This is a genomic window from Flavobacterium sp. MK4S-17 (assembly GCF_009848495.1).
In the GTDB taxonomy this organism is placed as follows: domain Bacteria; phylum Bacteroidota; class Bacteroidia; order Flavobacteriales; family Flavobacteriaceae; genus Flavobacterium.
The window spans coordinates 73773-95565 of record NZ_WWEP01000014.1; the positions used below are offsets into that span (position 1 = coordinate 73773).

The following is a 21793-nucleotide window of genomic DNA, read 5'->3' on the forward strand; positions in this document are numbered from 1 at the left end:
GTTAAAAAATTATCATAATAAAAAGTTTAACAATTCTGAGTGATACTATTTTTTATAAATGAAACGTTTTTTTAGTTAAATTTACATATTCGTTCTTACCACCTACTAACAATTAATAATTTTTGGAAAATGCCAAGACCCATGTTTAGTTATACAAAAAGAATTTTGGAGAGCGTGAGCTTTGATACCAATTTATTTTGTAAAGAACTGGAAAAAGCAATAAAGATATTATTGCCTTATGAGGTTGAACAACTTATAGACTGGCTGAATAATTATATTACTGAAAAGCCGGAACTAAAAGCGTGTCTTATTTATGTAGAAAAGCAATAAATAAAAAGAAAGGAGCCTTAAGGCTCCTTTTTTATTTTTTATGCAGCGGGCTGGTTATCTCCACATTCTGAAAGGTAATGGCGCCCCGCACCACGCCTGCTATAGTGCTTCGAAGTGCTTCAATTATGTGCAGTTTTAGTTCTTTTTTAGAATAGATAAGGCTCACTTCGCGCGATGGGCGCGGTTCTTTAAAATGCCTGAGCTTTTCTGTGGCTTTACCGTTCATGTCCAGAGTATGGAGGTAGGGCAGCAGTGTCATGCCCAAACCTTCATCGGCAAGTTTTACAAGTGTTTCAAAACTTCCGCTTTCAATCTGGAAAGGTGTATCGGTACCAAGGCTGTTGGCACGGCAAATATTCAATACATTGTTCCTGAAACAGTGCCCGTCCTGTAATAACAAAATGTTATTAAGGTTTTCTTCAAGGTCTTCAACCTCAAATTCCTTCTTTTTATAGGCGGGATTATTTTCCGGTACATACGCCACAAAAGGTTCATAATACAAAACAATCTCTTTTATAGATTCCTCACTAAGGGGTGTTGCGGCAATGGCGGCATCAAGCTGGCCGTTTTTAAGCATCCTTATTATTTCTTCGGTAGTATGCTCTTCTATAATAAGGTTTACCTTAGGGTATTTGTTTATAAAATTGGTCATGAACATGGGCAGGAGTGTAGGCATTATAGTGGGTATTATCCCTACTTTAAACTCTCCGCCTATGTAACCTTTCTGCTGGTCAACTATATCCTGTATCCTGCCAGATTCATTGACAATATTTTTGGCCTGCAAAACTATTTTTTGCCCTACTTCTGTAAGCTGTATAGGTTTTTTACCGCGGTCAAAAATTTGTACATCAAGTTCTTCCTCAAGCTTTTGTATCTGCATGCTTAAAGTGGGCTGTGTAACAAAACATTTTTCGGCGGCAAGGGTGAAATTTTTATGTTCGGCAACTGCCAGTACATAATGAAGCTGGGTAATAGTCATGAAATAGATTTTTATGATAAAATTATAAAAACGATTGATATAAGCTATGGCTAAAATAAATAATTTTACGTAAATTTATAATGCAAAACTTACAACAATCAACGTATTATGAAAACTAAAAAACAAGAAAAAAAGACTTCAGACAAGGAAGTTAATGTATTGGGTTTACCCGTTAAGGAAACAGAAGTAATAGCTGCAGAGCTTAATATATTGTTATCAAACTTTCAGGTTTATTATCAAAATTTAAGAGGCATACACTGGAATATAAGGGGTAAACGCTTTTTTGACCTTCATGTTAAATTTGAAGAATTATATAATGATGCCCAGCTTAAAATTGACATGGTTGCCGAAAGGGTGCTTACATTAGGCGGAACGCCGCTGCACACATTTGAAGATTATATTGCCAACAACAGGCTGGAGGTTGGTAAAAATGTTTCTAAAGATGAAGAAGCGGTACATTTAATTATTGAGTCATTAAGCAATCTTCTTAAGATAGAAAGGGTTATACTGGATGAATCAGATAAAATTAATGATGAGGGTACCAACTCCATGATGAGCGATTTTATTACCGAGCAGGAAAAAACGGTATGGATGATGAAAGCCTGGAGCGAGGAAAGCATATAATGCAATAACATTTTTATAACAGCAGCATTATAAGATATAGGCAGAAAATTTATATCTTCGCACTCATGAGGTTTTTGGTAAGCATAGTGCTGTTAATGTTTGTTACCTTCCTTACCACGCCCACAATTGTGAGTATGGTAGAGGATGAAGCAGATATATCTGTATTTTACAGCTTTACCGAAGAAGAAATCCATAAGGAAATGCACGAAATAAAAGCAGGCCCCAGTGAATTTCAGTTTACCTTTTTACTTTTAATAAAAAACAAGACACTTATAAATTCTAAATATCTCCAGAGGCATGATAATGTTTTTGGAGATATTTTTTTACCTCCTCCTGAACAGGTATAATACATGCACAGCCCATAGTGGGTTTTGTTTAAACGCGCAGCGTTTAATAATTAATGTATTATATTTTTCGGTATGACAAAAAAGACAAATCTTTTTGCGAACCTAAAGGCCGACTTTGCTTCGGGGCTTGTGGTTTTCTTGGTAGCACTGCCTTTGTGCCTTGGTATTGCACTTGCTTCCGGCGCACCACCATTATCGGGTATTATTGCCGGTATAGTAGGTGGTATTGTAGTAGGCTCATTAAGTAACTCTCACATAAGTGTTTCCGGCCCTGCTGCTGGCTTAACTGCCATTGTGCTAACAGCAATTTCAACACTGGGGTCGTTTGAGCTTTTTCTGCTTACAGTATTGCTTGCCGGTGCTATGCAGTTGGTTTTAGGCTTTATCAGGGCTGGCAGTATCTCAAATTATTTCCCAAGTAATGTTATAGAAGGTATGCTGGCAGGTATAGGTGTTATTATTATCCTGAAACAGATACCCCACGCTGTGGGCTATGATAGCGACTTTGAAGGTGACCAGGCTTTTATGGAAGCTGATGGCGGTAATACCTTTAGCTCGCTCCTTGGCGCCATGGATTACTTACAGTTAGGTGCTGTAATTATAACAGTTGTATCCCTGCTGATATTAATATTTTGGGATAAAGTGCCTTTTTTAAAGAGGCTTAAACTTATACCGGGTGCACTAGTAGCAGTAGTAGCCGGAGTTGCCATAAACGAAGCCTTTAAGGCAGCGGGAAGTACCTATACAGTAAGCGGCGAACACCTAGTAAAGCTGCCGGTGCCACAATCGCTTGAAGATTTGAAAAATATAATTGTAATGCCTGATTTTTCGGGTTTTGGCAATACTCAGGTATGGATAACAGCCATTACCATTACAATAGTAGCATCAATAGAAACACTTTTGTGTATAGAGGCTTCTGACCGGATGGATGTTCAAAAACGCTACACCAATACAAACCTTGAGCTTAAGGCGCAGGGCATAGGTAACATCATCAGTTCACTTTTGGGTGGCCTTCCCATGACATCGGTAGTAGTACGTTCGTCAGCCAATGCAAGTGCAGGGGCAAAATCTAAAATGTCAACCATTATACATGGGGTACTTCTGCTTATTTGTGTGCTTGCCATACCTGTGTTGCTTAACCGTATCCCACTGGCTACACTTGCAGCAGTACTTTTAGTAGTGGGTTATAAGCTGGCAAGCCCTGCCAAGGTAAAACATTTTTGGAATAAGGGAATTTACCAGTTTGTCCCTTTTATAGCTACGTTGCTGGCTGCAGTATTAACTGACCTTTTAAAAGGTGTTGCCCTGGGAATGGTAATCAGTATTGTATTTATACTGAGGGGTAATTTAAAAAGGGCTTATAATTTCCGGAAAGAAGAATATAAGGAAGGTGATGTTATACATATAGACCTTGCCCAGGAAGTTTCTTTCCTTAACAAGGCAGCTATAAAAACCACATTAAATGAAATGCCTGAAAACTCTAAAGTGGTTATTGATGCTTCGGATACAGTATATATAGCCCAGGATGTATTGGATTTAATAGAAGAATTTGCCACTGTAAAGGCAAAAGAAGATAATATTGAAGTAACGCTTATAGGCTTTAAAACTGCCTATGAGCTTGAAAATGCCGATAATAATAATGTGTTTGTAACACATAACAATGAAAACGGCAGCAACAGGAAGGAAAAGCAGGATATTTATTAATTGCAAAACTTTAGTTTTTTACATAAAGACAAAATACAGGATTTATGAACTTAGATTTCTATAAAAAAATAATTGAAAATAATAAAGCGTGGTCTAACTCCAAACTTGCCGAAGACCCCGAGTATTTTAAAATGCTTGCAGAAGGGCAGTCGCCGCCTTTATTATGGATTGGCTGCTCAGATAGCCGTGTTCCGGCCAATGAAATTATTGGCGCTCAGCCGGGAGAGGTTTTCGTGCACAGGAATATAGCGAATATGGTTATACATTCGGATATGAATATGCTAAGCGTGCTGGATTATGCAGTAAATATTTTAAAGGTAAAGCACGTTATTGTATGCGGGCATTATGGGTGCGGAGGTGTTAAGGCAGCTATGGGAAACCAGTCAATAGGTATTATTGATAACTGGATAAGGCACATAAAAGATATTTACAGGCACCACAGGCAATACCTTGACTCCATAATTAATGAAAACGACAGGTTTAATGCCTTTGTAGAAATTAATGTAAAAGAACAGGTGTATGACCTTGCCAAAACATCTATAGTACAGGCTGCCTGGAAAAACGGGCAGGAATTATACCTGCATGGCTGGGTATATGGCCTTGATACGGGTATAGTGAAAGACCTTGAGGTTAACCTTAAGGATAATGCCGACCTTGATAAGGTTGACCGCCTTACAATATAAAAAAAAGCCCCGCAATTGCGGGGCTTTTTTTATTCATTATCAAGATTTTCATTAAATACTGACGGTAGCAACTGCGGAATAAATTTAATAAGCAAGGGTAATAAAAGGCTTCCCCCCGGCAGAATAAATATAGTGAGTGAGGGCACAGTTTTACATATTTCCAGTAATTGCTTTTTCACTTTTTTCTTTTCATCCTTATCAAGCGTACGGTGGGTAGAGTGGGTTAGTAGCACCATAAGTTCACCGTTGTTGGAAAGTTCCTTTATTAATCTTTTACGGTTCCTGTTTATAAGCAGCATAACATATTGCGATGCATGGTCATAAAAATGCCGTACAGGGTTGGAGTAATTAAAATAAGGTATTTCCTTTTTGTATCTTTTAATAAAAACATCAAAGGAAGCTATACTTTCAGCCACTTCGTCGTCAGGAATTGCAAGTTGTGCGGCAAGGCGGTACAAAAAGTCAATTTCATCTTTTTCTGCTTTGCTGTCATTCCATATAGCCATACCTGCAATATCCAGCAGGTATATTTTTTCAAGATAATTTTTAAAATAACTTAGCTCCAGTTTGTTTAACCCTTGCGTATTAACTGCCGAGAATTTTGTATAGCGCACGGAAGACTCAAAAAGTTTTATCAGCAGCTTATCGTATTCCGATTTCGCCTTTTTGGTTTTAAGTGCAAGCGATACTATGCTGACTGCCGTTTCCTCCAGCTTTTTTATATACTTTTCAGGTATTTCATTTTCCAGCAGATAGTGGCGGAAAGCCAGTGCATCCATAAACAACAGGGCATTGGTAAGTATATGCGAAAAATTACGCCCTATAATGTTATCATTTGTCCTTATCCTTTCATCTAAAATATTTTCCAGTTCATGGCTTGGGGGTGATGCCGGCAGTACTTTTTTTAGAAGTGCAAAACCTTCAGGAGTCATTTCCCTGTAAAAGCCGATTGCCTTTTTAATAAAATCGTGTACTGACTCTTCTTCCGTAACATGCCTGTAAAGGTCAAATAAAGTTCCTAAAAGCGCAGCCTTTGTGGTTTCTTCGGCAGTCCAGCCTGTAGTTTCTTTACTGTTTAAATGTTCAATGCTTACAGCATGCCCGTATATAAAACCGGTATCCCTTATTTGCCTGTAAAAATTGTGTATGCTTTTTTCCGGCGCCTTTTTAGTAAGCCGGTTAAAAAATTTATCAATCCATCCGCTGGCCGAAGGGTTTATCATAACAACTGGTTAGCAGTGCAAAATTAATATTTTTATTTGTTTCCGTTTCAACTTCAACAAGAGTTAAAATATAATATGCTTTTGGTTAAATTACTATAGAAGAAGAAGCTGCCTGCTAAATTTGTAAGAAATAGTATTATAATTTATGACTTTAAAATCGGGTTATCCTTTCTGGCTCATTAAAGACGGGCTTCCATATACCTTCCCAAAACTTGACCATGATGTAGAAACAGAAGTGGCAATAATTGGCGCAGGTATTTCCGGTGCATTAGTACGCTATTATTTGGTTGAGGCAGGCATACCCTGTGTAACTGTTGATGCCAGGACTATAGGTTTGGGCAGTACAAGTGCCAGCACATCCCTGCTGCAATATGAAATTGACATCCCTTTATACAGGCTAAGGAAAATGATTGGCAGGCAAGAGGCAGACAGGGCTTATAACCTGTGCGGACGTGCCATAGATGTACTTGCAGAAATAGCAGGTAAACTGGGTATGAAAGAGTTTGAGCAAAAAGACAGTTTGTTTTATGCCGCCAGAAAAAAGGATGAAGATTGGCTTAAGGAAGAGTACAAAGCCCGAAAAGAGGCAGGATTTAAGGTAAAATACCTCACTGCAAAGGAAGCTAAGGAACGTTATGGATTTGATTGCTATGGTGCTATACTTTCTACACACGGGGCGCAAACCAATGCCTATATGTATGCGCACTATTTGCTTCAGCACAAAAAGAGAGGGACAGAACTGAACATTTTTGACCGTACACCTGTGGAAAATATCAGGCATACTAAAAATGGGGTAACATTAAAAACTGAAACAGGTTATACTATAAAAGCAAAGAAACTAATATATGCAACGGGTTATGAGGTTGTTGATTTTATTGATAAGGATATAGTGAAACTGCTTTCTACTTATGCAGTGGTAAGCGAGCAGTATAATGAAAGGAAATTCTGGAAGGACGATGTACTGATATGGAATACCGCTGAACCTTATCTCTACATGCGTACCACGCCGGATAACAGGGTTTTGGTTGGGGGAAGGGATGTAGAGTTCAGCAACCCGGCAAAGCGCGATAAGTTGATGAAGCGTAAAACCAAACTACTTACAGCCGATGCCAATAAACTTTTCCCGCATCTTGATTTTAAACCGGAGTTTAGCTGGACAGGTACTTTTGGGGCAACAAAAGACGGATTGCCTTATATTGGGCCGTATGGAAAATTACCAAACAGCTATTTTGCGCTCGGTTTTGGTGGAAACGGTATAACATTCAGCCTTATAGCTGCCGAAATTATAAGGGATATGCTTTTAGGGAAAGAAAATGAAGACGCGGGGCTTTTTACTTTCAACAGGTAAAAATATTCTTAATAAAGTTTAATATTTCCATAACATTTATTGTGATTATCATAACACCCCCACAAACTCCATTATAGTAATTTCGTTTAATAAACAAAATTTAAACTTAACCTATTATGAGAAAGACATCATTATTCAGTAAAATGCTTTTAGGGGCGGCAGTAGTTACCATGTCATTTGGTATGACTTCATGCAAGGAAAATAAAGAAGACGACCCTAAGGAAGTGGCAGAAGAGCAAAATGAGGAAACATTTGACAACAACGACGAGATGGAAGATGATTCCGAATATCTTGTAACAGCTTCTGCTATTGACATGAAAGAAATTGAACTTGGCAAACTGGCACAGCAAAAAAGTACTAATGCAGATGTAAAAGCATACGGCCAAATGATGGTTGATGCCCATACAAAAGCATCAGAAACTACTAAGTCGCTGGCACAAAAGAAAAATGTTTCACTACCGTCATCACTATCTGAAGATGCACAGGAAGCCTATAATGACCTTAACGATGAATCAGCAATGGATTTCAATAAAAAATATGCTGACATGATGGTTGACGTACATGAAAAAGCTATCGACAAAATGGAAAAGGCATCTGAAAAAGCTAACGATGAAGAAATAAGGATGTGGGCCGCTAATATGCTGCCTGATTTAAGGAAGCATCTTGAAGAGGCAAAATCGCTTAAAGAGAAGATGGATAACATGGAATAACCTTTGGTTATAAAACTATAATTGCTATGAGAAATTTATTATATATTGTTGCTGTAATACTTATTATTATTTGGGCCTTGGGTAGTTTTGCCTACCATGTGGGCAGTGCACTTATCCATCTTTTACTGGTTGTTGCTGTAATTGCAATAGTGGTAAATATATTTAAAAACAGAAAGCCTTAAGATTAAGTTATTACCGCAATAAAGAAAACCCACTGTAAACTTAATACAGTGGGTTTTTTATTTAAGTGTTTTTATCAGCCTGTTAAAAAGGGTATGCATTTTCTGCTATAACCTTGGAAGCAATAGTTTCCCTTAAAGCTACTACATTTGGCATATTGGTATATTTTGTAAACCTTTTTAGCCCCATAAGCATCATGCGCTGCTCATCGCCTTCAGCAAACGAAGCAATACCTTCTTTTCCTTTGGTATTTACCAGGTCAACGGCATGGTATAAATAAAGCTGCGCCATGGCAATTTGTTCTTTTACATTTTCAGCACCTTTATTTTTGGCAAGCTTCTCAGTCCTTAATATTGCCGACTCTGCCATATATATTTCTATTAATATATCGGCCGCAGCCATAAGCAATTGCTGGTGCTGGTCAAGGTCAGGGCCATATTTTTGCACCGCGCTTCCCGCTACCATGAGGAATGCCTTTTTAAGTTTTGCGATAATTTCCTTTTCCTCTGCAAAAAGTTCGCTATAGTCAGGCGTGTCAAACGATGGAATACCCATAAGCTCCTCTGCAACCTTCATGGCAGGGCCAAGTAAATCCACATGCCCTTTCATGGCTTTTTTAATAAGCATGCCGACTGAAAGCATACGGTTAATTTCATTCGTGCCTTCATAAATACGGGCAATCCTTGCATCTCTCCAGGCGCTTTCCATCGGGGTGTCCTCACTAAAGCCCATACCGCCAAATATCTGGATACCTTCGTCAGAACAGTTTTGTATATCTTCCGATACAGCTACTTTAAGTATAGAACATTCAATGGCAAACTCCTCAACACCTTTAAGTTCGGCATCCTGGTGGCTTTCTCCTGCAGCTACACGCGCTTCAATCCTGTCCTGTATGCTTTTGGCCGCCCTGTAACTGGCACTTTCGCCGGCATAGCAGCTTGCTGCCATTTCCGCCAGTTTAGAGCGTATGGCTCCAAAGTTGGCAATAGGTGTTTGGAACTGTACCCTTTCATTAGCATATTTCACTGAACCTGAAATTGTCCTTCTTTGTGCATCAAGGCAGGCCGCAGCCAGCTTAATACGCCCAACATTAAGCGCATTCATGGCAATTTTAAAACCATTACCACGCTCGCTCAGCATATTTTCCACAGGTACTTTGGTTTCATTAAAAAATACCTGCCTTGTAGATGAGGCACGTATGCCCAGTTTGTGCTCTTCTTCGCCAAGGCTGATACCATTGGAAGGATCATTCTCTACTATAAAGCCTGTAATATTTTTATCATCCTCTATACGGGCAAATACTATAAAGAGGTTACAGAAACCCGCATTGGAAATCCACATTTTTTGTCCTGTAATTTTATAATGCGTGCCATCTTCAGAAAGTACCGCTTTGGTCTTACCTGAATTGGCATCACTTCCTGCTCCCGGCTCTGTAAGGCAATAAGCACCAAACCATTCGCCAGTAGCAAGTTTGGGTACATATTTCTTTTTTTGTTCTTCGGTTCCATATAGCGTAATTGGCATAGTACCTATACCTGTATGCGCACCAAAGGCAGTGGAAAAAGAACCTGTAGCCCCCGAAATATAATCGCATACCAGCATAGTACTTACAAAGCCCATTCCAAGTCCGCCATACTCTTCGGGCACGGCTACGCCTAAAAAGCCCATTTCGCCGGCTTTGCGCATGCACTCTTCAGTAAATGCATAATCTTTCTTTTCAAAACGCTCTTTATTAGGCCAAAGCTCACGATCCACAAACTCTTTTACAGAGTTGCGCATCATTATTTGCTCTTCCGAAAAATCTTCGGGAGTAAAAACATCCTTGCATTTTGTTTCTTTTACAAGGAATTGGCCACCTCTTGTTATATCGCTCATATCAGCCCCCTAACCCCCAACGGGGGATTATACCTATTAGGGGTCAATAGGATTTTAGTTATACATTAAATTTAACTTCTCTTTGCTTAATCTAGAAAATCTCATAAATTCCTGCTGCTCCCTGGCCGGTACCTACACACATGGTTACCATGCCATACTTATTGCCACGGCGTTTAGCCTCGTCAAATAACTGAACCGATAACTTTGCCCCTGTGCATCCTAAAGGATGCCCTAAAGCAATTGCACCGCCATTAACATTCAGTATATCGGTATTAATACCCAATTCGCGTACTACAGCCAAAGATTGTGAGGCAAACGCTTCATTGAGTTCTATAAGCTGGATATCGTCCAGCTTCATGTTTGCCATATTCAGGGCTTTAGGAATAGCCTTAACAGGGCCTATCCCCATTATCCTCGGTTCTACACCGGCAGCGGCATAGCTAACCAGCCTTGCAACAGGCTCAAGGTTAAGTTCTTTTACCATTTCCTCGCTCATTACCAAAACAAAAGCCGCACCATCACTCATTTGCGATGATGTCCCTGCGGTCACGCTGCCATCAGCAGCAAAAACGGGTTTAAGCCTGCCTAATGCCTCAAGCGATGTATCTGCCCTGGGGCCTTCATCTTTGGTTACCGTATAGCTTCTTGTTGCTTTTTTGCCGTTACCATCTACATAAGTTTCCTCAACAGTTATTGGTACTATCTGGTTTTCAAATTTACCTTCTGCCTGTGCCTTTAACGCTTTTTGGTGCGACTCGTAACCAAACCTGTCCTGGTCTTCACGGCTCACATTATATTTTTTTGCTACTGCCTCGGCAGTAAGCCCCATGCCCCAGTAATAATCTTCATGCCCGTTTTTTGCAGCCTGGTAATCAGGTACCGGTTTATAACCGCCCATAGGGATATAACTCATGCTTTCCGCACCACCTGCAATAATACAGTCAGCCATACCATTTTGGATTTTAGCTGTAGCTATAGCAATAGTTTCCAAACCGGAAGCACAATAACGGTTTACCGTTACACCGGGTACATCTTCAATCTTTAGCCCCATAAGCGATATTAGCCTTGCAAAGTTTAAGCCCTGCTCAGCCTCCGGCATTGCATTACCCACAATAACATCATCAATCCTGGTTTTGTCCAGTTGGGGTATATCTTTTAATAAATACTGTATAGTTTCTGCGGCAAGCTCGTCAGGCCTTTTAAACCTGAACACACCTTTAGGTGCTTTGCCCACGGCTGTCCTGTATGCTTTTACTATATATGCTGTTTTCATTTTTTTTGTAAATTTTAGGTATTAGTTCCTAAGCGGTTTACCCTTAGTTAGCATGTGTTGTATTCTCTCTAAAGTTTTACGCTCCCCACATAAGGAAAGGAAAGCCTCACGCTCAAGGTCAAGCAGGTATTGTTCGGTAACAAGGGTAGGCTCACTCAAATCGCCCCCTGCCATAACATAAGCAAGCTTATTGGCAATTTTTTTATCGTGCTCACTTATGTAGTTTCCTGCCTGCATGCTGTCGGTTCCCACAAGGAACATACCCAGTGCCTGCTTACCAAGCACTTTAATATCTTTGCGTTTAACAGGTTGCGTATAGCCGGCTTCTGCCATAAGTTTAGCATATTTTTTCGCTTCTGCTATCTGCCTGTCCTTATTAACCACTACTATATCTTTTCCTTTTTGAAGTATGCCTAAATCATAGGCTTCATAAGCAGATGTTGAAACTTTTGCAGTACCGATGGTAAGGAAATACTCGCGTAATACATTTAATTCCACATCATCCTTATGCCATGTGTCCGCAGCACGTAAAGCCATTTCCTTGCTTCCGCCACCGCCCGGTATAACGCCTACACCAAACTCTACAAGGCCAATATAGGTTTCAGCAGCGGCTACTACCTTATCGGCATGCATACTCATTTCGCAGCCACCGCCCAGTGTCATTCCATGTGGTGCGACCACAACAGGTATAGAAGAATAGCGGACACGCATCATGGTATCCTGGAACATTTTAATAGCCATATTAAGCTCATCATATTCCTGTTCTACCGCCATCATGAATATCATACCGATATTTGCACCCACTGAAAAGTTTGCAGCCTGGTTTCCAATTACCAAACCATCATATTCTTTTTCTGCCAGGTCTATAGCCTTGTTTATGCCCTGAAGCACGCCACCACCTATAGTGTTCATTTTGGAACGAAACTCAACATTAAGTATGCCGTCGCCTAAATCTTCAATAACGGCATCACTGTTGCTCCATACTTTTCTGCTTTCGCGTATATTGTTAAGTATGATAAAGGCATCCTGGCCCGGTATTTTTTTCTGTAACTTTGAGGCTATATCATAATAGTAGGTATTACCTTCCTTAATTGTATAGAAAGTGCTGTTACCCGAAGCAAGCATATCTTTAACCCACTGTGCAGGTTCAAAGCCTTCTGCTTTCATTATTTCGATACCCTTTTCAACGCCAACGGCATCCCATATTTCAAATGGCCCATTTTCCCAGCCGAAACCGGCTTTCATGGCATCGTCTATTTTGTATAAATCATCTGTAATTTCAGGGATACGGTTTGAAACATAAGCAAACATGCCTGCAAAATTTTTACGGTAAAATTCGCCGGCTTTATCAGTGCCCTTTACCAAAACCTTAAAGCGGTCTATTGGCTTATCAATAGTTTTGGTTAGTTCCAGTGTAGCAAAAGATGCTTTTTTCTGAGGCCTGTATTCTAAAGTATCAAGGTCAAGTGCTAAAATATCCTTATCTACTTTTTTATAAAAGCCTTGCCCGGTTTTACTGCCAAGCCATTTATTTTCCATCATCTTGTTGATGAAATCGGGAACTTTAAACAGTTCATGCACTTCATCATCAGGGCAATTATCATAAATGCCATTGGCAACATGTACAAGGGTGTCTAGCCCTACAACATCAACTGTACGGAAAGTAGCCGATTTCGGCCTGCCGATTACAGGGCCTGTAAGTTTATCTACTTCCTCAATAGTCAGCCCCATTTCCTTTACCTGGTGGAAAAGGCTCATAATACCGTAAATACCTATTCGGTTTCCTATAAAGGCCGGGGTATCTTTGGCTATTACCGAAGTCTTTCCTAAAAACTTCTCGCCGTAACCATTGAGGAAATCCAGTACTTCCTGCGAAGTTTTTGGCCCGGGTATAATTTCAAAAAGTTTTAAGTAGCGTGGGGGGTTAAAGAAGTGTGTACCGCAAAAATGTTTCTGGAAATCCTCGCTCCGGCCTTCACTCATAAAATGTATCGGTATGCCCGAAGTATTGGATGTAATCAAGGTTCCCGGCCTGCGGTATTTTTCAATTTGCTCAAATACTTTTTGTTTTATATCCAGCCTTTCCACAACCACCTCAATTACCCAGTCGGCATCAGCAATTTTAGGCAAATCATCTTCAGTGTTGCCTGTTACTATCCTCGATGCAAATTTTTGGTGGTAAATAGGGGAGGGCTTGGATTTTAAAGCATTGTCAAGATGATCATTAACTATGCGGTTGCGCACAGCCTTATCCTGTAATGTAAGCCCTTTTTTCTTTTCGGCGTCCGTAAGTTCTTTTGGTACTATGTCCAGCAGCAGGACTTCAACACCTATATTGGCAAAATGGCAGGCAATTGCCGAACCCATTATGCCGGAGCCGACAACGGCTGCCTTTTTAATAGTGCGTTTCATTATTTTAAGTTTTTTGCTTGTTGTTAACAATGGCATTAAGCCATCTATGTTGTTGCTATTTTATTTTTGTTGTTTCAGTTTCCTGTTTCCCTTCGCTGTAAACCTGTTTTTCGGCAATAAGGTTGTTTATAACTTCTGCCACTTCAATAAAATGATCCAGTTTTTCCTGCGAAACATGCTGCTTTACCACTTCGTTAAACTTAAGTACGGTTTCTTTGGATAAATCCCTCTTTTCACGCCCCAGCTTAGTAAGGTGTATTATAACACCCCTGCCGTCAATAGGATTTTTTTTACGTACTATAAGCCCTTTCTCCTCCATTGATTTCAATGTGCGTGTAAGGCTGGTGGGCTCCATTCCCATTTGCGGCCCCAGCGCAGTTGACGAAATACCTTTTTCCTTATCTATGGATAGCAGCGCAAAACCTATTGACATTGTTGCCCCGTATTTTGAGGCTTCCTCATTATACATGCGGGCAACTGCCTGCCATGTGGCTCTTAATATATAGTCTATTGTTTTTTCTTTCATCGCCTGGTTATTTCAAATATACAAAAAAATAGTATGCACGCATATTAAATTTAAATAATTTTTTGACTCATAAAAAGTTATTTCTTTATTTAAAGAAAATCACTGGTATATAACCATACAAGTTACTAAAAAAAACAATATTGTTGCAGATGTTATTTTTGTATGTAGAGTGTTGACAGGTAGTATTATATAATTTTTATAGCAAGTTTCGGATTTTTTTGTTTAAATAATATCCTCAATTTAGCATTATGGAAAAAGCTAACGATATAATAAACTATGATAGGATAGCAAAAGCTATTACATATATAAGAAATAACTTTAAATACCAGCCCAAGGTAAAAGATATTGCAAATGAGGTAAATTTGAGTGCTTATCATTTTCAAAGAATATTTACTGATTGGGCAGGGGTAAGCCCGAAAAGTTTTTTGCAATACACTAGTATTGAGTATGCCAAGCAGATATTAAAGAATAGCGAGGCTACCCTTTTTGATGCTGCTTTTGAAACAGGATTATCTGGTACAGGAAGGCTGCATGACCTTTTTATTAAAATTGAGGGAATGACTCCAGCAGAGTATAAAAACGGAGGCAAAAACCTTATTATTAACTTTAGTTTTAACACTTCTCCTTTTGGTAATATAATTATCGCTTCAACACAAAAGGGTATTTGTTATATGGGTTTTTATGAAAACGAGGAAGAGGCATTAATTAATTTAACAAGCCAGTTCCCGAATGCTTCTTTTATTCCAGGGCATGATACTATGCAGGAAAGAGCTTTGCAAATTTTTAAATCTAAAAAACATTCAAATCTTGATGAAATAAAGCTCCACTTAAAAGGTACAGACTTTCAATTAAAAGTGTGGCAATCTCTTTTAAAAATACCGACTGGTAATCTTGCAAATTATCAGGTTATTGCAGGACATATAGGGAAATTAAGTTCTTCTCGTGCTGTTGGCAATGCAATAGAGAAAAACCCTGTTGCTTACCTCATTCCGTGCCATAGGGTAATAAGGGTAAACGGGGAAGTAGGCGGTTACATGTGGGGCAACGAAAGAAAAGGTGCAATTATAGGATGGGAAGCTGCGCAATTAGATAGTTACAAATAGCAAGTATCGGGTTTTTACAGAAAACATTAACTGTAATCTTTGCAACAACAATTTTAAAAATAACAGTTATGCAAAGATTTAATTCTAAAACAGTTTTAATTACAGGAGGAACTAATGGTATTGGCTATGCTACAGCAGAAGAATTTATTATAAGAGGTGCTAAAGTAATAATTACAGGCAGGAAGCACGACACGGTTAATAATGCCATAAAAAAATTAGGGCGCAATGCACATGGTATTATTTCTGATGCGGGAAATATACAGGATATTATGCAATTGGCAACAGAAGTGAAGAAATATGCTGATAGTATTGATGTGCTTTTTGTTAATGCAGGGTACGGAAAATTCGCGGCAATAGAAGATACAGATGAAGAGTTATTTGATGAACTTTTTAACATGCTGGTTAAAGGAACATATTTTACGGTTCAGCAGATATTACCATTAATTAATAAGCAAAGCAGCATAATACTAAATACAAGTTTTGTAACAAAGTTTGGTATGCCTAATTTTTCCATATATACAGCCGCAAAATCAGCGGTTGGGTCGTTTATCAAATCTTTTGCAGCAGAATGTACCGATAAGCAGATAAGGGTAAATGGCATAAGCCCCGGTTATATACAAACTAATATTTTTAACAATACCGGGTTAAATGCTGAAGAGATAGATAGTACCATAAAAAATGTTATTCCTACATTACCATATAAACGATTTGGTTTGCCTAAAGAAATTGCATCAACTGTGCTTTTTCTTGCCTCGAAAGAATCCTCTTATATTCATGGTGCGGAGATAGCCGTAGACGGTGGCTTATCAATAACTAAATAAAAAAAGGAGGGGCTATATAGCCTCTCCTTTTTTATAAGATTAAAAGCAAAGATATATTAAGCATTGCCATATATCCTATCGTAAAGCTTTTGGTATTTTTCTTTTATGGCTTTGCGTTTCAGTTTAAGGGTAGGGGTCATTTCCCCGCCATCTACCGACCATATTTCGGGTGTAATCTCAAATCTTTTAACCTGTTCCCAATGGCCGAATTTTTTATTGATACCATCAACTTCGCGCTGTATCCTTTCTTTTATCTTTTCATTGCCTGCAATATCTTCATTGTTGTTAACAGTAATACCTTTACGGGAAGCCCATTGCTTTACAAATTCAAAATCAGGTTGAATAAATGCAGCCGGCATTTTTTCACCATCTCCAATTACCATTATCTGTTCAATAAAGCGCGACTGCTTCATGGCATTTTCAATAAGCTGCGGAGCAATGTATTTACCGCCTGATGTTTTAAACATTTCTTTTTTACGGTCGGTAATTTTAAGGAAGCCTTCTTTATCAATTTCTCCCATATCTCCTGTATGGAAGTAACCATCTGTCATTACCTCATTTGTTTTCTCCTCGTCCTTAAAATAGCCCATCATAACATTAGGGCCTTTGCATAATATTTCCCCGTCTTCGGCTATTTTTACTTCAACACCACGAAGCGGTTTTCCTACAGTCCCTATTTTAAAGCCTTTGTTGCGTTCGTCATTAACAGCAATAACAGGCGAGGTTTCCGTAAGGCCATATCCTTCCATTACCGGAATTTCAGCCGCTGCAAAAACTCTTGCAAGCCTCGGTTGTATGGCTGCGCTGCCTGAAACCATTAATCCCAGCCTGCCGCCAAGACCAGCTTTCCATTTGCTGAAAATAAGTTTGCGTGCCAGCCACAGCTTAAAGCCATACCACGGTCCATTGGCACCGTAAGGCTCATATTCAAGGCCCACTTCCACTGCCCAGAAAAACAGTTTTTTCTTTATACCTGTAAGGTCAGACCCCTTAGCTATAATTTTATCATATACTTTTTCCAGTAGCCTCGGTACTGCGGTTATAACATCCGGGGTTGCTTCCTTAATATTATCGCTTACCTTTTCAATAGATTCGGCAAAGTATATAGAAACACCATAATACTGGTATAGGTATAATATCATCCTTTCATAAATATGGCAAACAGGCAAAAAGCTTAATGCCCTGTTTTTGCCCGGCTCAAAAGGAACCCTTTCTGCACTCATCAATACATCCGATACGATGTTTTTATGGGAAAGCATTACGCCTTTAGGCCTGCCCGTAGTACCTGATGTATAAATAATGGTTGCCAGTTCATCTTCGGTAATACTGTTTTTCATGGCATCTACTTCGGCCTGATTGCTTTCATCCCTGCCCAGTTCCAGTATTTCATTCCAGTTTTTACAGCCGCTTACTTCATTAAAGGAATAAATTTCCTTTAGCTTGGGCATAGCATGCCTTAAAGAAGAAATTTTATTAAATAAATCCTCATCCGAAACAATACAATAGGTTGCCTCGCAGTGGTTCAGTATATACTCATGGTCTTCATCGGATATGGTAGGATAAACAGGAACATTTTGTGCCCCCGTTTGTAGTATGCCTATATCGGTAATATTCCATTCAGTACGGTTATTGGAAGAGATAACGGCAATTTTATCATTCTTTTTTACGCCAAGGCGTAAAAGGCCACGTGAAAAAGCATTAGCCTTTTCAATATACTCCTTGGTTGAAGTTTTAACCCAGTCATTACCATATTTAGTAACCAGCGCATCAGGCAGGTTATATTTTTCAAGTTGGTAATATGGAAAATCAAAGAGGCGGGAGATGTTACTCATATTTTCTTAAAATTAGCTTTATGCAAATTAGGAAAATATATTTTATGGCGCAATACATTTACATATATATAGAATTTTAATCTTTGTGATAACAGTTTTAAAATTATTGAATAAAAAAACCGCCATATGGCGGTTTTTTTCTATCTTTTCTCAATCCATTTACGTGCATTTACAAATGCTTCGTGCCAGGGTGAAACTTCATCATTGCGCCCATCTGGGTAGTAAGCCCAGTTCCACTGAAACATGGAGCGTTCAATATGGGGCATCATTACCAAATGGCGGCCATCATTACTGGCCATCATGGCAATATCAAAGTGGCTGCCGTTAGGGTTGGCAGGGTAGCCGTTATAGGCATACTTGGCTACAATATTATACTGGTTTTCTTTATATGGCAGGTTAAATTTCCCTTCGCCATGGCTTATCCATACACCCAGTGTACTACCGGATAGCGAGCCAAGCATTACCGAATTATTCTCGCCAACGGTAACCGATGTAAAGCCGCTTTCATGCTTATGGCTGTCATTGTGCAGCATGCGTGGCTTTTCTTTGTGGTCAGGATTAATCAGCCCCAGTTCTATAAACAACTGGCACCCGTTACAAATGCCTACAGAAAGTGTGTCTTCTCTCTTAAAGAAATTTTCCAATGCAGTGCGTGCTTTTTCATTATATAAAAATGCACCTGCCCAGCCCTTAGCCGAACCCAATACATCACTGTTAGAGAAACCACCTACAGCACCTATAAATTGTATATCTTCAAGTGTTTCACGCCCGCTGATAAGGTCGGTCATGTGTACATCCTTAACATCAAATCCTGCTAAATACATGGCATTTGCCATTTCACGTTCGGAGTTGCTTCCCTTCTCGCGGATGATGGCCGCCTTTGGGCGTGGCTTATTGGCATCAATAATTGCTTTTTTTCCGTTAAAATGCTCCGGGAATTTGTATTGCAAAGGCTGTGTTTTATAATTTACATAGCGTTCTTTTGCTTTTTGTACACCGCTCTGCTTCTGGTCAAGCAGGTAAGAGGTTTTAAACCAGGTATCACGGGTTTCGGCAACATCAAAAGTAAGGTTGGTTTCACCATTTATAATGGTAATTGTATTGCCTTCTTTTGCCTGGCCTATTTTTGCAAAACTTATTCCTTTGGAATTTAAAGTTTCTTCAATTGCTGTATCAGCTTGTATAACAAGCGCAATATTTTCGGCAAATAAGGCTTTTACAGTGTCTGCTTCCCCCAGTGCTGTAAGGTCATATTCAGCACCAAGGTTCACTTCTGCAAAACTCATTTCAAGCAGGGTGGTTATTAAACCGCCGCTTCCTATATCATGTCCTGCTGCAATTTTTCCTGATTTAATTAAATCCTGTATGGTATTAAAAGCGGTTTTAAATTTAGCTGAATCAGTAACAGTAGGCACTTCTTTGCCTACTTTATTAAGTACCTGCGCGAATGACGAACCACCAAGTTTAAAGCCGTCATTGCTAAGGTTAATGTAGTATATATTGCCACCGTTGCGTTTCAGCACAGGCTCAACAACTTTACTAATGTCGCTGCAGTTACCGGCAGCCGATATAATAACCGTGCCCGGGGCAATAACATCGCCATCAGGATATTTCTGCTTCATGGAAAGCGAGTCTTTACCTGTTGGTATATTAATGCCTAATTCAATGGCAAATTCAGAGCATCCCTGTACCGCTTCATATAAACGGGCATCCTCTCCTTCGTTTTTACATGCCCACATCCAGTTAGCTGAAAGTGAAACGCTTTTCAATCCATCTTTTAGCGGGGCAAATACAATATTACTTAACGCTTCACCAATAGAGTTACGGCTTCCGGCCACCGGGTTAACAAGGCCCGAAACAGGCGAATGGCCTATTGATGTAGCCACTCCCTCTTTACCCGCAAAATCCAGGGCCATAACCCCCACATTGTTTAAAGGTAGTTGTAAAGGGCCTGCACATTGCTGCTTGGCAACACGGCCGCCCACGCAGCGGTCAACTTTATTGGTAAGCCAGTCTTTACAGGCTACAGCTTCCAGTTGCAGTACCTGGTTAAGATATTCATGTATATTTTCCTGTGAATATTGCAAATCGCCGTAATTTGGTACAACACTTTTATCAGACATTATAGTCTTTGGCGATGCGCCAAACATATCGGCAAGGTCAAAATCCATTGGTTTTGCGCCTGTAGCAGCCGATTCAAAAACAAATTTATGGTCGCCCGTAACATCACCTACTGTGTACATTGGCGCGCGCTCCCGTTCGGCAATGCGCTGCAGGGTTTCAATATCTTTTTGCCCAATTACAAGCCCCATGCGCTCCTGGCTTTCATTCCCTATTACTTCCTTTGCAGAAAGGGTAGGGTCACCCACCGGAAGTTTATCCAGATCTATTTTACCGCCGGTTTCTTCCACAAGTTCGCTAAGGCAATTTAAATGCCCACCCGCACCATGGTCGTGAATGGAAACTATAGGGTTTTCATCGCTTTCTACCAGGCCACGCACAGCGTTGGCTGCCCGTTTTTGCATTTCAGGGTTGCTGCGCTGTATGGCGTTAAGCTCTATACCGCTGCTAAACTCTCCTGTATCGGCAGAAGAAACAGCAGCACCACCCATACCGATACGGTAATTTTCTCCACCCAGTATCACTACTTTGTCACCGGGCTGGGGTTTTTTCTTTACGGCCTGGCTTTCTTTGCCATAGCCGATACCGCCTGCAAGCATTATCACTTTGTCAAAGCCTAACCTGCGGGCTTCTTCTTCATGCTCGAAGGTAAGCACCGAGCCTGTAATTAATGGCTGCCCGAATTTATTTCCAAAATCAGATGCGCCGTTAGATGCTTTTATTAATATATCCATTGGCGTCTGGTACAGCCACTTGCGCTCAGCCATACCTTTTTCCCATGGACGAGTTTCTTCAAGCCGAGAATAGGATGTCATATACACGGCTGTACCTGCAAGCGGGAGTGAACCCTGGCCGCCTGCCAGCCTGTCGCGTATTTCGCCTCCTGAACCCGTTGCAGCACCATTAAACGGTTCAACAGTAGTAGGGAAGTTGTGTGTTTCCGCTTTTAATGAAATTACCGAATCAAAATCCTTTACCTCATAAAAATCGGGTTTATCAGCACTTTTGGGCGCAAACTGCTGCACCTTAGGGCCTTTTACAAAAGCTATATTGTCTTTATAAGCCGAAACAATATCATTAGGGTTTTCCTGCGATGTTTTTTTTATGAGTTTAAAAAGTGAAGCCGGTTTTTCCTCGCCATCTATAACAAATGTACCGTTGAATATCTTATGACGGCAATGTTCTGAATTTACCTGGCTGAACCCAAACACTTCACTATCGGTAAGATTCCTGCCTAATTTATTGCTTAGCTCCCGCAGATAATCAATTTCCTCACTGCTGAGTGCCAACCCTTCTTTTTCATTATAAGCAGCAATATCGGTTACCTCCAGTATGGCTTCGGGCTGTATATTTATAGTAAAAATATCCTGGTCAAGCCCATTGAATTTTTGCGACAGCATAGGGTCAAAGCCTGTTTCATCCTCACTCACCTTTTTAAATTCTTCTATGCGTATAATGCCTTTTATACCCATATTCTGGGTAATTTCAACGGCATTGGTACTCCATGGTGTAATCATTGCGGGGCGGGGCCCAACAAAAAAATCCGTAAGTACGGATTTTTCAATTTTATGTGCGTTGCCAAAAAGCCAGTTTAATTTTGCAGTATCTTCAGCAGAAATTTCGTTTTGCGACTGTACTGCAAAAACCGTATTGGAATGGTTTCCGAAGAAATGAATCATTGTATGTTGTAGTTATGTTGTTG

18 protein-coding genes are annotated in these 21793 nt (G+C 39.8%); 10 read left to right on the forward strand and 8 right to left on the reverse strand.

Translation table 11 applies throughout. From position 1 onward, the window contains the following. Positions 1 to 129 precede the first annotated feature (129 nt). Positions 130 to 330 (forward strand): hypothetical protein, encoded by a 201-nt coding sequence (locus GSF09_RS07215; RefSeq protein ID WP_159800277.1) that lies wholly within the window; start codon positions 130 to 132, stop codon positions 328 to 330. 31 nt (positions 331 to 361) lie between these two features. On the opposite strand, the gene GSF09_RS07220 is transcribed toward GSF09_RS07215, so the two are convergent. Next, entirely contained in the window at positions 362 to 1309 is a 948-nt protein-coding gene (locus GSF09_RS07220; protein ID WP_159800278.1) for a hydrogen peroxide-inducible genes activator, read from the reverse strand. 108 nt (positions 1310 to 1417) lie between these two features. Between GSF09_RS07220 and GSF09_RS07225 the strand changes: the two genes are divergently transcribed. From GSF09_RS07225 to can, 4 genes are all read left to right on the forward strand, one after another. Then, the gene (locus tag GSF09_RS07225) at positions 1418 to 1933 is read left to right on the forward strand and encodes a Dps family protein (protein WP_159800279.1); all 516 of its coding nucleotides are present in this window, start codon (positions 1418 to 1420) and stop codon (positions 1931 to 1933) included. A 65-nt stretch (positions 1934 to 1998) separates the two neighbouring features. Further along, positions 1999 to 2280 carry a hypothetical protein gene (locus tag GSF09_RS07230; protein WP_159800280.1) on the forward strand — a complete coding sequence of 94 codons (282 nt, stop codon included), beginning with the start codon at positions 1999 to 2001 and terminating at the stop codon, positions 2278 to 2280. A 72-nt stretch (positions 2281 to 2352) separates the two neighbouring features. Further along, positions 2353 to 3984, forward strand: a complete 1632-nt coding sequence (locus GSF09_RS07235; RefSeq protein WP_159800281.1) for a SulP family inorganic anion transporter — start codon at positions 2353 to 2355, stop codon at positions 3982 to 3984. A 44-nt stretch (positions 3985 to 4028) separates the two neighbouring features. Then, positions 4029 to 4667 carry a carbonate dehydratase gene (gene can / locus GSF09_RS07240; protein ID WP_159800282.1) on the forward strand — a complete coding sequence of 213 codons (639 nt, stop codon included), beginning with the start codon at positions 4029 to 4031 and terminating at the stop codon, positions 4665 to 4667. A gap of 29 nt (positions 4668 to 4696) precedes the next feature. Here can and GSF09_RS07245 read toward each other — a convergent pair whose 3' ends face one another. Next, positions 4697 to 5890 carry an LETM1-related biofilm-associated protein gene (locus tag GSF09_RS07245; RefSeq protein WP_159800283.1) on the reverse strand — a complete coding sequence of 398 codons (1194 nt, stop codon included), beginning with the start codon at positions 5888 to 5890 and terminating at the stop codon, positions 4697 to 4699. Positions 5891 to 6035: 145 nt separating this feature from the next. On the opposite strand from GSF09_RS07245, the gene GSF09_RS07250 reads away from it, so the two are divergent. The 3 genes from GSF09_RS07250 to GSF09_RS07260 all read left to right on the forward strand — a co-directional run bounded on the left by GSF09_RS07250 (position 6036) and on the right by GSF09_RS07260 (position 8130). Further along, positions 6036 to 7238 (forward strand): FAD-binding oxidoreductase, encoded by a 1203-nt coding sequence (locus GSF09_RS07250; RefSeq protein ID WP_159800284.1) that lies wholly within the window; start codon positions 6036 to 6038, stop codon positions 7236 to 7238. Between the two features lie 116 nt (positions 7239 to 7354). Further along, a complete protein-coding gene (locus tag GSF09_RS07255; RefSeq protein ID WP_159800285.1) occupies positions 7355 to 7948 on the forward strand; it encodes a DUF4142 domain-containing protein in 594 nt (197 codons plus the stop codon). Between the two features lie 26 nt (positions 7949 to 7974). Further along, complete coding sequence (locus GSF09_RS07260) at positions 7975 to 8130, forward strand: lmo0937 family membrane protein (RefSeq protein ID WP_159800286.1); 156 nt, start codon at positions 7975 to 7977, stop codon at positions 8128 to 8130. An 82-nt stretch (positions 8131 to 8212) separates the two neighbouring features. Here GSF09_RS07260 and GSF09_RS07265 read toward each other — a convergent pair whose 3' ends face one another. The 4 genes from GSF09_RS07265 to GSF09_RS07280 form a co-directional block, all read right to left on the reverse strand. After that, complete coding sequence (locus tag GSF09_RS07265) at positions 8213 to 10003, reverse strand: acyl-CoA dehydrogenase family protein (RefSeq protein ID WP_159800287.1); 1791 nt, start codon at positions 10001 to 10003, stop codon at positions 8213 to 8215. 91 nt (positions 10004 to 10094) lie between these two features. Beyond that, positions 10095 to 11276, reverse strand: coding sequence for an acetyl-CoA C-acyltransferase (locus tag GSF09_RS07270; protein ID WP_159800288.1), 1182 nt, complete (start codon positions 11274 to 11276; stop codon positions 10095 to 10097). A 21-nt stretch (positions 11277 to 11297) separates the two neighbouring features. After that, positions 11298 to 13688 carry a 3-hydroxyacyl-CoA dehydrogenase/enoyl-CoA hydratase family protein gene (locus GSF09_RS07275; protein ID WP_159800289.1) on the reverse strand — a complete coding sequence of 797 codons (2391 nt, stop codon included), beginning with the start codon at positions 13686 to 13688 and terminating at the stop codon, positions 11298 to 11300. Positions 13689 to 13743: 55 nt separating this feature from the next. After that, complete coding sequence (locus tag GSF09_RS07280; RefSeq protein WP_159800290.1) at positions 13744 to 14214, reverse strand: MarR family winged helix-turn-helix transcriptional regulator; 471 nt, start codon at positions 14212 to 14214, stop codon at positions 13744 to 13746. 248 nt (positions 14215 to 14462) lie between these two features. Between GSF09_RS07280 and GSF09_RS07285 the strand changes: the two genes are divergently transcribed. Next, the gene (locus GSF09_RS07285; RefSeq protein WP_159800291.1) at positions 14463 to 15317 is read left to right on the forward strand and encodes a methylated-DNA--[protein]-cysteine S-methyltransferase; all 855 of its coding nucleotides are present in this window, start codon (positions 14463 to 14465) and stop codon (positions 15315 to 15317) included. 68 nt (positions 15318 to 15385) lie between these two features. After that, complete coding sequence (locus tag GSF09_RS07290; RefSeq protein ID WP_159800292.1) at positions 15386 to 16138, forward strand: SDR family oxidoreductase; 753 nt, start codon at positions 15386 to 15388, stop codon at positions 16136 to 16138. 56 nt (positions 16139 to 16194) lie between these two features. On the opposite strand, the gene GSF09_RS07295 is transcribed toward GSF09_RS07290, so the two are convergent. Further along, positions 16195 to 17970 (reverse strand): long-chain fatty acid--CoA ligase, encoded by a 1776-nt coding sequence (locus tag GSF09_RS07295; RefSeq protein ID WP_159800293.1) that lies wholly within the window; start codon positions 17968 to 17970, stop codon positions 16195 to 16197. Positions 17971 to 18110: 140 nt separating this feature from the next. Continuing rightward, entirely contained in the window at positions 18111 to 21770 is a 3660-nt protein-coding gene (gene purL, locus GSF09_RS07300) for a phosphoribosylformylglycinamidine synthase (protein ID WP_159800294.1), read from the reverse strand. Positions 21771 to 21793: the final 23 nt, after the last annotated feature.

Excerpts from the sequence above, each read along its gene's own strand:
- GSF09_RS07260 (WP_159800286.1), top strand. The coding sequence starts at position 7,975 with ATGAGAAATTTATTATATATTGTTGCTGTAATACTTATTATTATTTGG.
- GSF09_RS07290 (WP_159800292.1), top strand. The coding sequence starts at position 15,386 with ATGCAAAGATTTAATTCTAAAACAGTTTTAATTACAGGAGGAACTAAT.
- purL (WP_159800294.1), bottom strand. The coding sequence starts at position 21,770 with ATGATTCATTTCTTCGGAAACCATTCCAATACGGTTTTTGCAGTACAG.
- GSF09_RS07295 (WP_159800293.1), bottom strand. The coding sequence starts at position 17,970 with ATGAGTAACATCTCCCGCCTCTTTGATTTTCCATATTACCAACTTGAA.
- GSF09_RS07255 (WP_159800285.1), top strand. The coding sequence starts at position 7,355 with ATGAGAAAGACATCATTATTCAGTAAAATGCTTTTAGGGGCGGCAGTA.
- GSF09_RS07225 (WP_159800279.1), top strand. The coding sequence starts at position 1,418 with ATGAAAACTAAAAAACAAGAAAAAAAGACTTCAGACAAGGAAGTTAAT.
- GSF09_RS07220 (WP_159800278.1), bottom strand. The coding sequence starts at position 1,309 with ATGACTATTACCCAGCTTCATTATGTACTGGCAGTTGCCGAACATAAA.
- GSF09_RS07285 (WP_159800291.1), top strand. The coding sequence starts at position 14,463 with ATGGAAAAAGCTAACGATATAATAAACTATGATAGGATAGCAAAAGCT.
- can (WP_159800282.1), top strand. The coding sequence starts at position 4,029 with ATGAACTTAGATTTCTATAAAAAAATAATTGAAAATAATAAAGCGTGG.
- GSF09_RS07215 (WP_159800277.1), top strand. The coding sequence starts at position 130 with ATGCCAAGACCCATGTTTAGTTATACAAAAAGAATTTTGGAGAGCGTG.
- GSF09_RS07270 (WP_159800288.1), bottom strand. The coding sequence starts at position 11,276 with ATGAAAACAGCATATATAGTAAAAGCATACAGGACAGCCGTGGGCAAA.
- GSF09_RS07280 (WP_159800290.1), bottom strand. The coding sequence starts at position 14,214 with ATGAAAGAAAAAACAATAGACTATATATTAAGAGCCACATGGCAGGCA.
- GSF09_RS07275 (WP_159800289.1), bottom strand. The coding sequence starts at position 13,688 with ATGAAACGCACTATTAAAAAGGCAGCCGTTGTCGGCTCCGGCATAATG.
- GSF09_RS07245 (WP_159800283.1), bottom strand. The coding sequence starts at position 5,890 with ATGATAAACCCTTCGGCCAGCGGATGGATTGATAAATTTTTTAACCGG.
- GSF09_RS07235 (WP_159800281.1), top strand. The coding sequence starts at position 2,353 with ATGACAAAAAAGACAAATCTTTTTGCGAACCTAAAGGCCGACTTTGCT.
- GSF09_RS07250 (WP_159800284.1), top strand. The coding sequence starts at position 6,036 with ATGACTTTAAAATCGGGTTATCCTTTCTGGCTCATTAAAGACGGGCTT.
- GSF09_RS07230 (WP_159800280.1), top strand. The coding sequence starts at position 1,999 with ATGAGGTTTTTGGTAAGCATAGTGCTGTTAATGTTTGTTACCTTCCTT.
- GSF09_RS07265 (WP_159800287.1), bottom strand. The coding sequence starts at position 10,003 with ATGAGCGATATAACAAGAGGTGGCCAATTCCTTGTAAAAGAAACAAAA.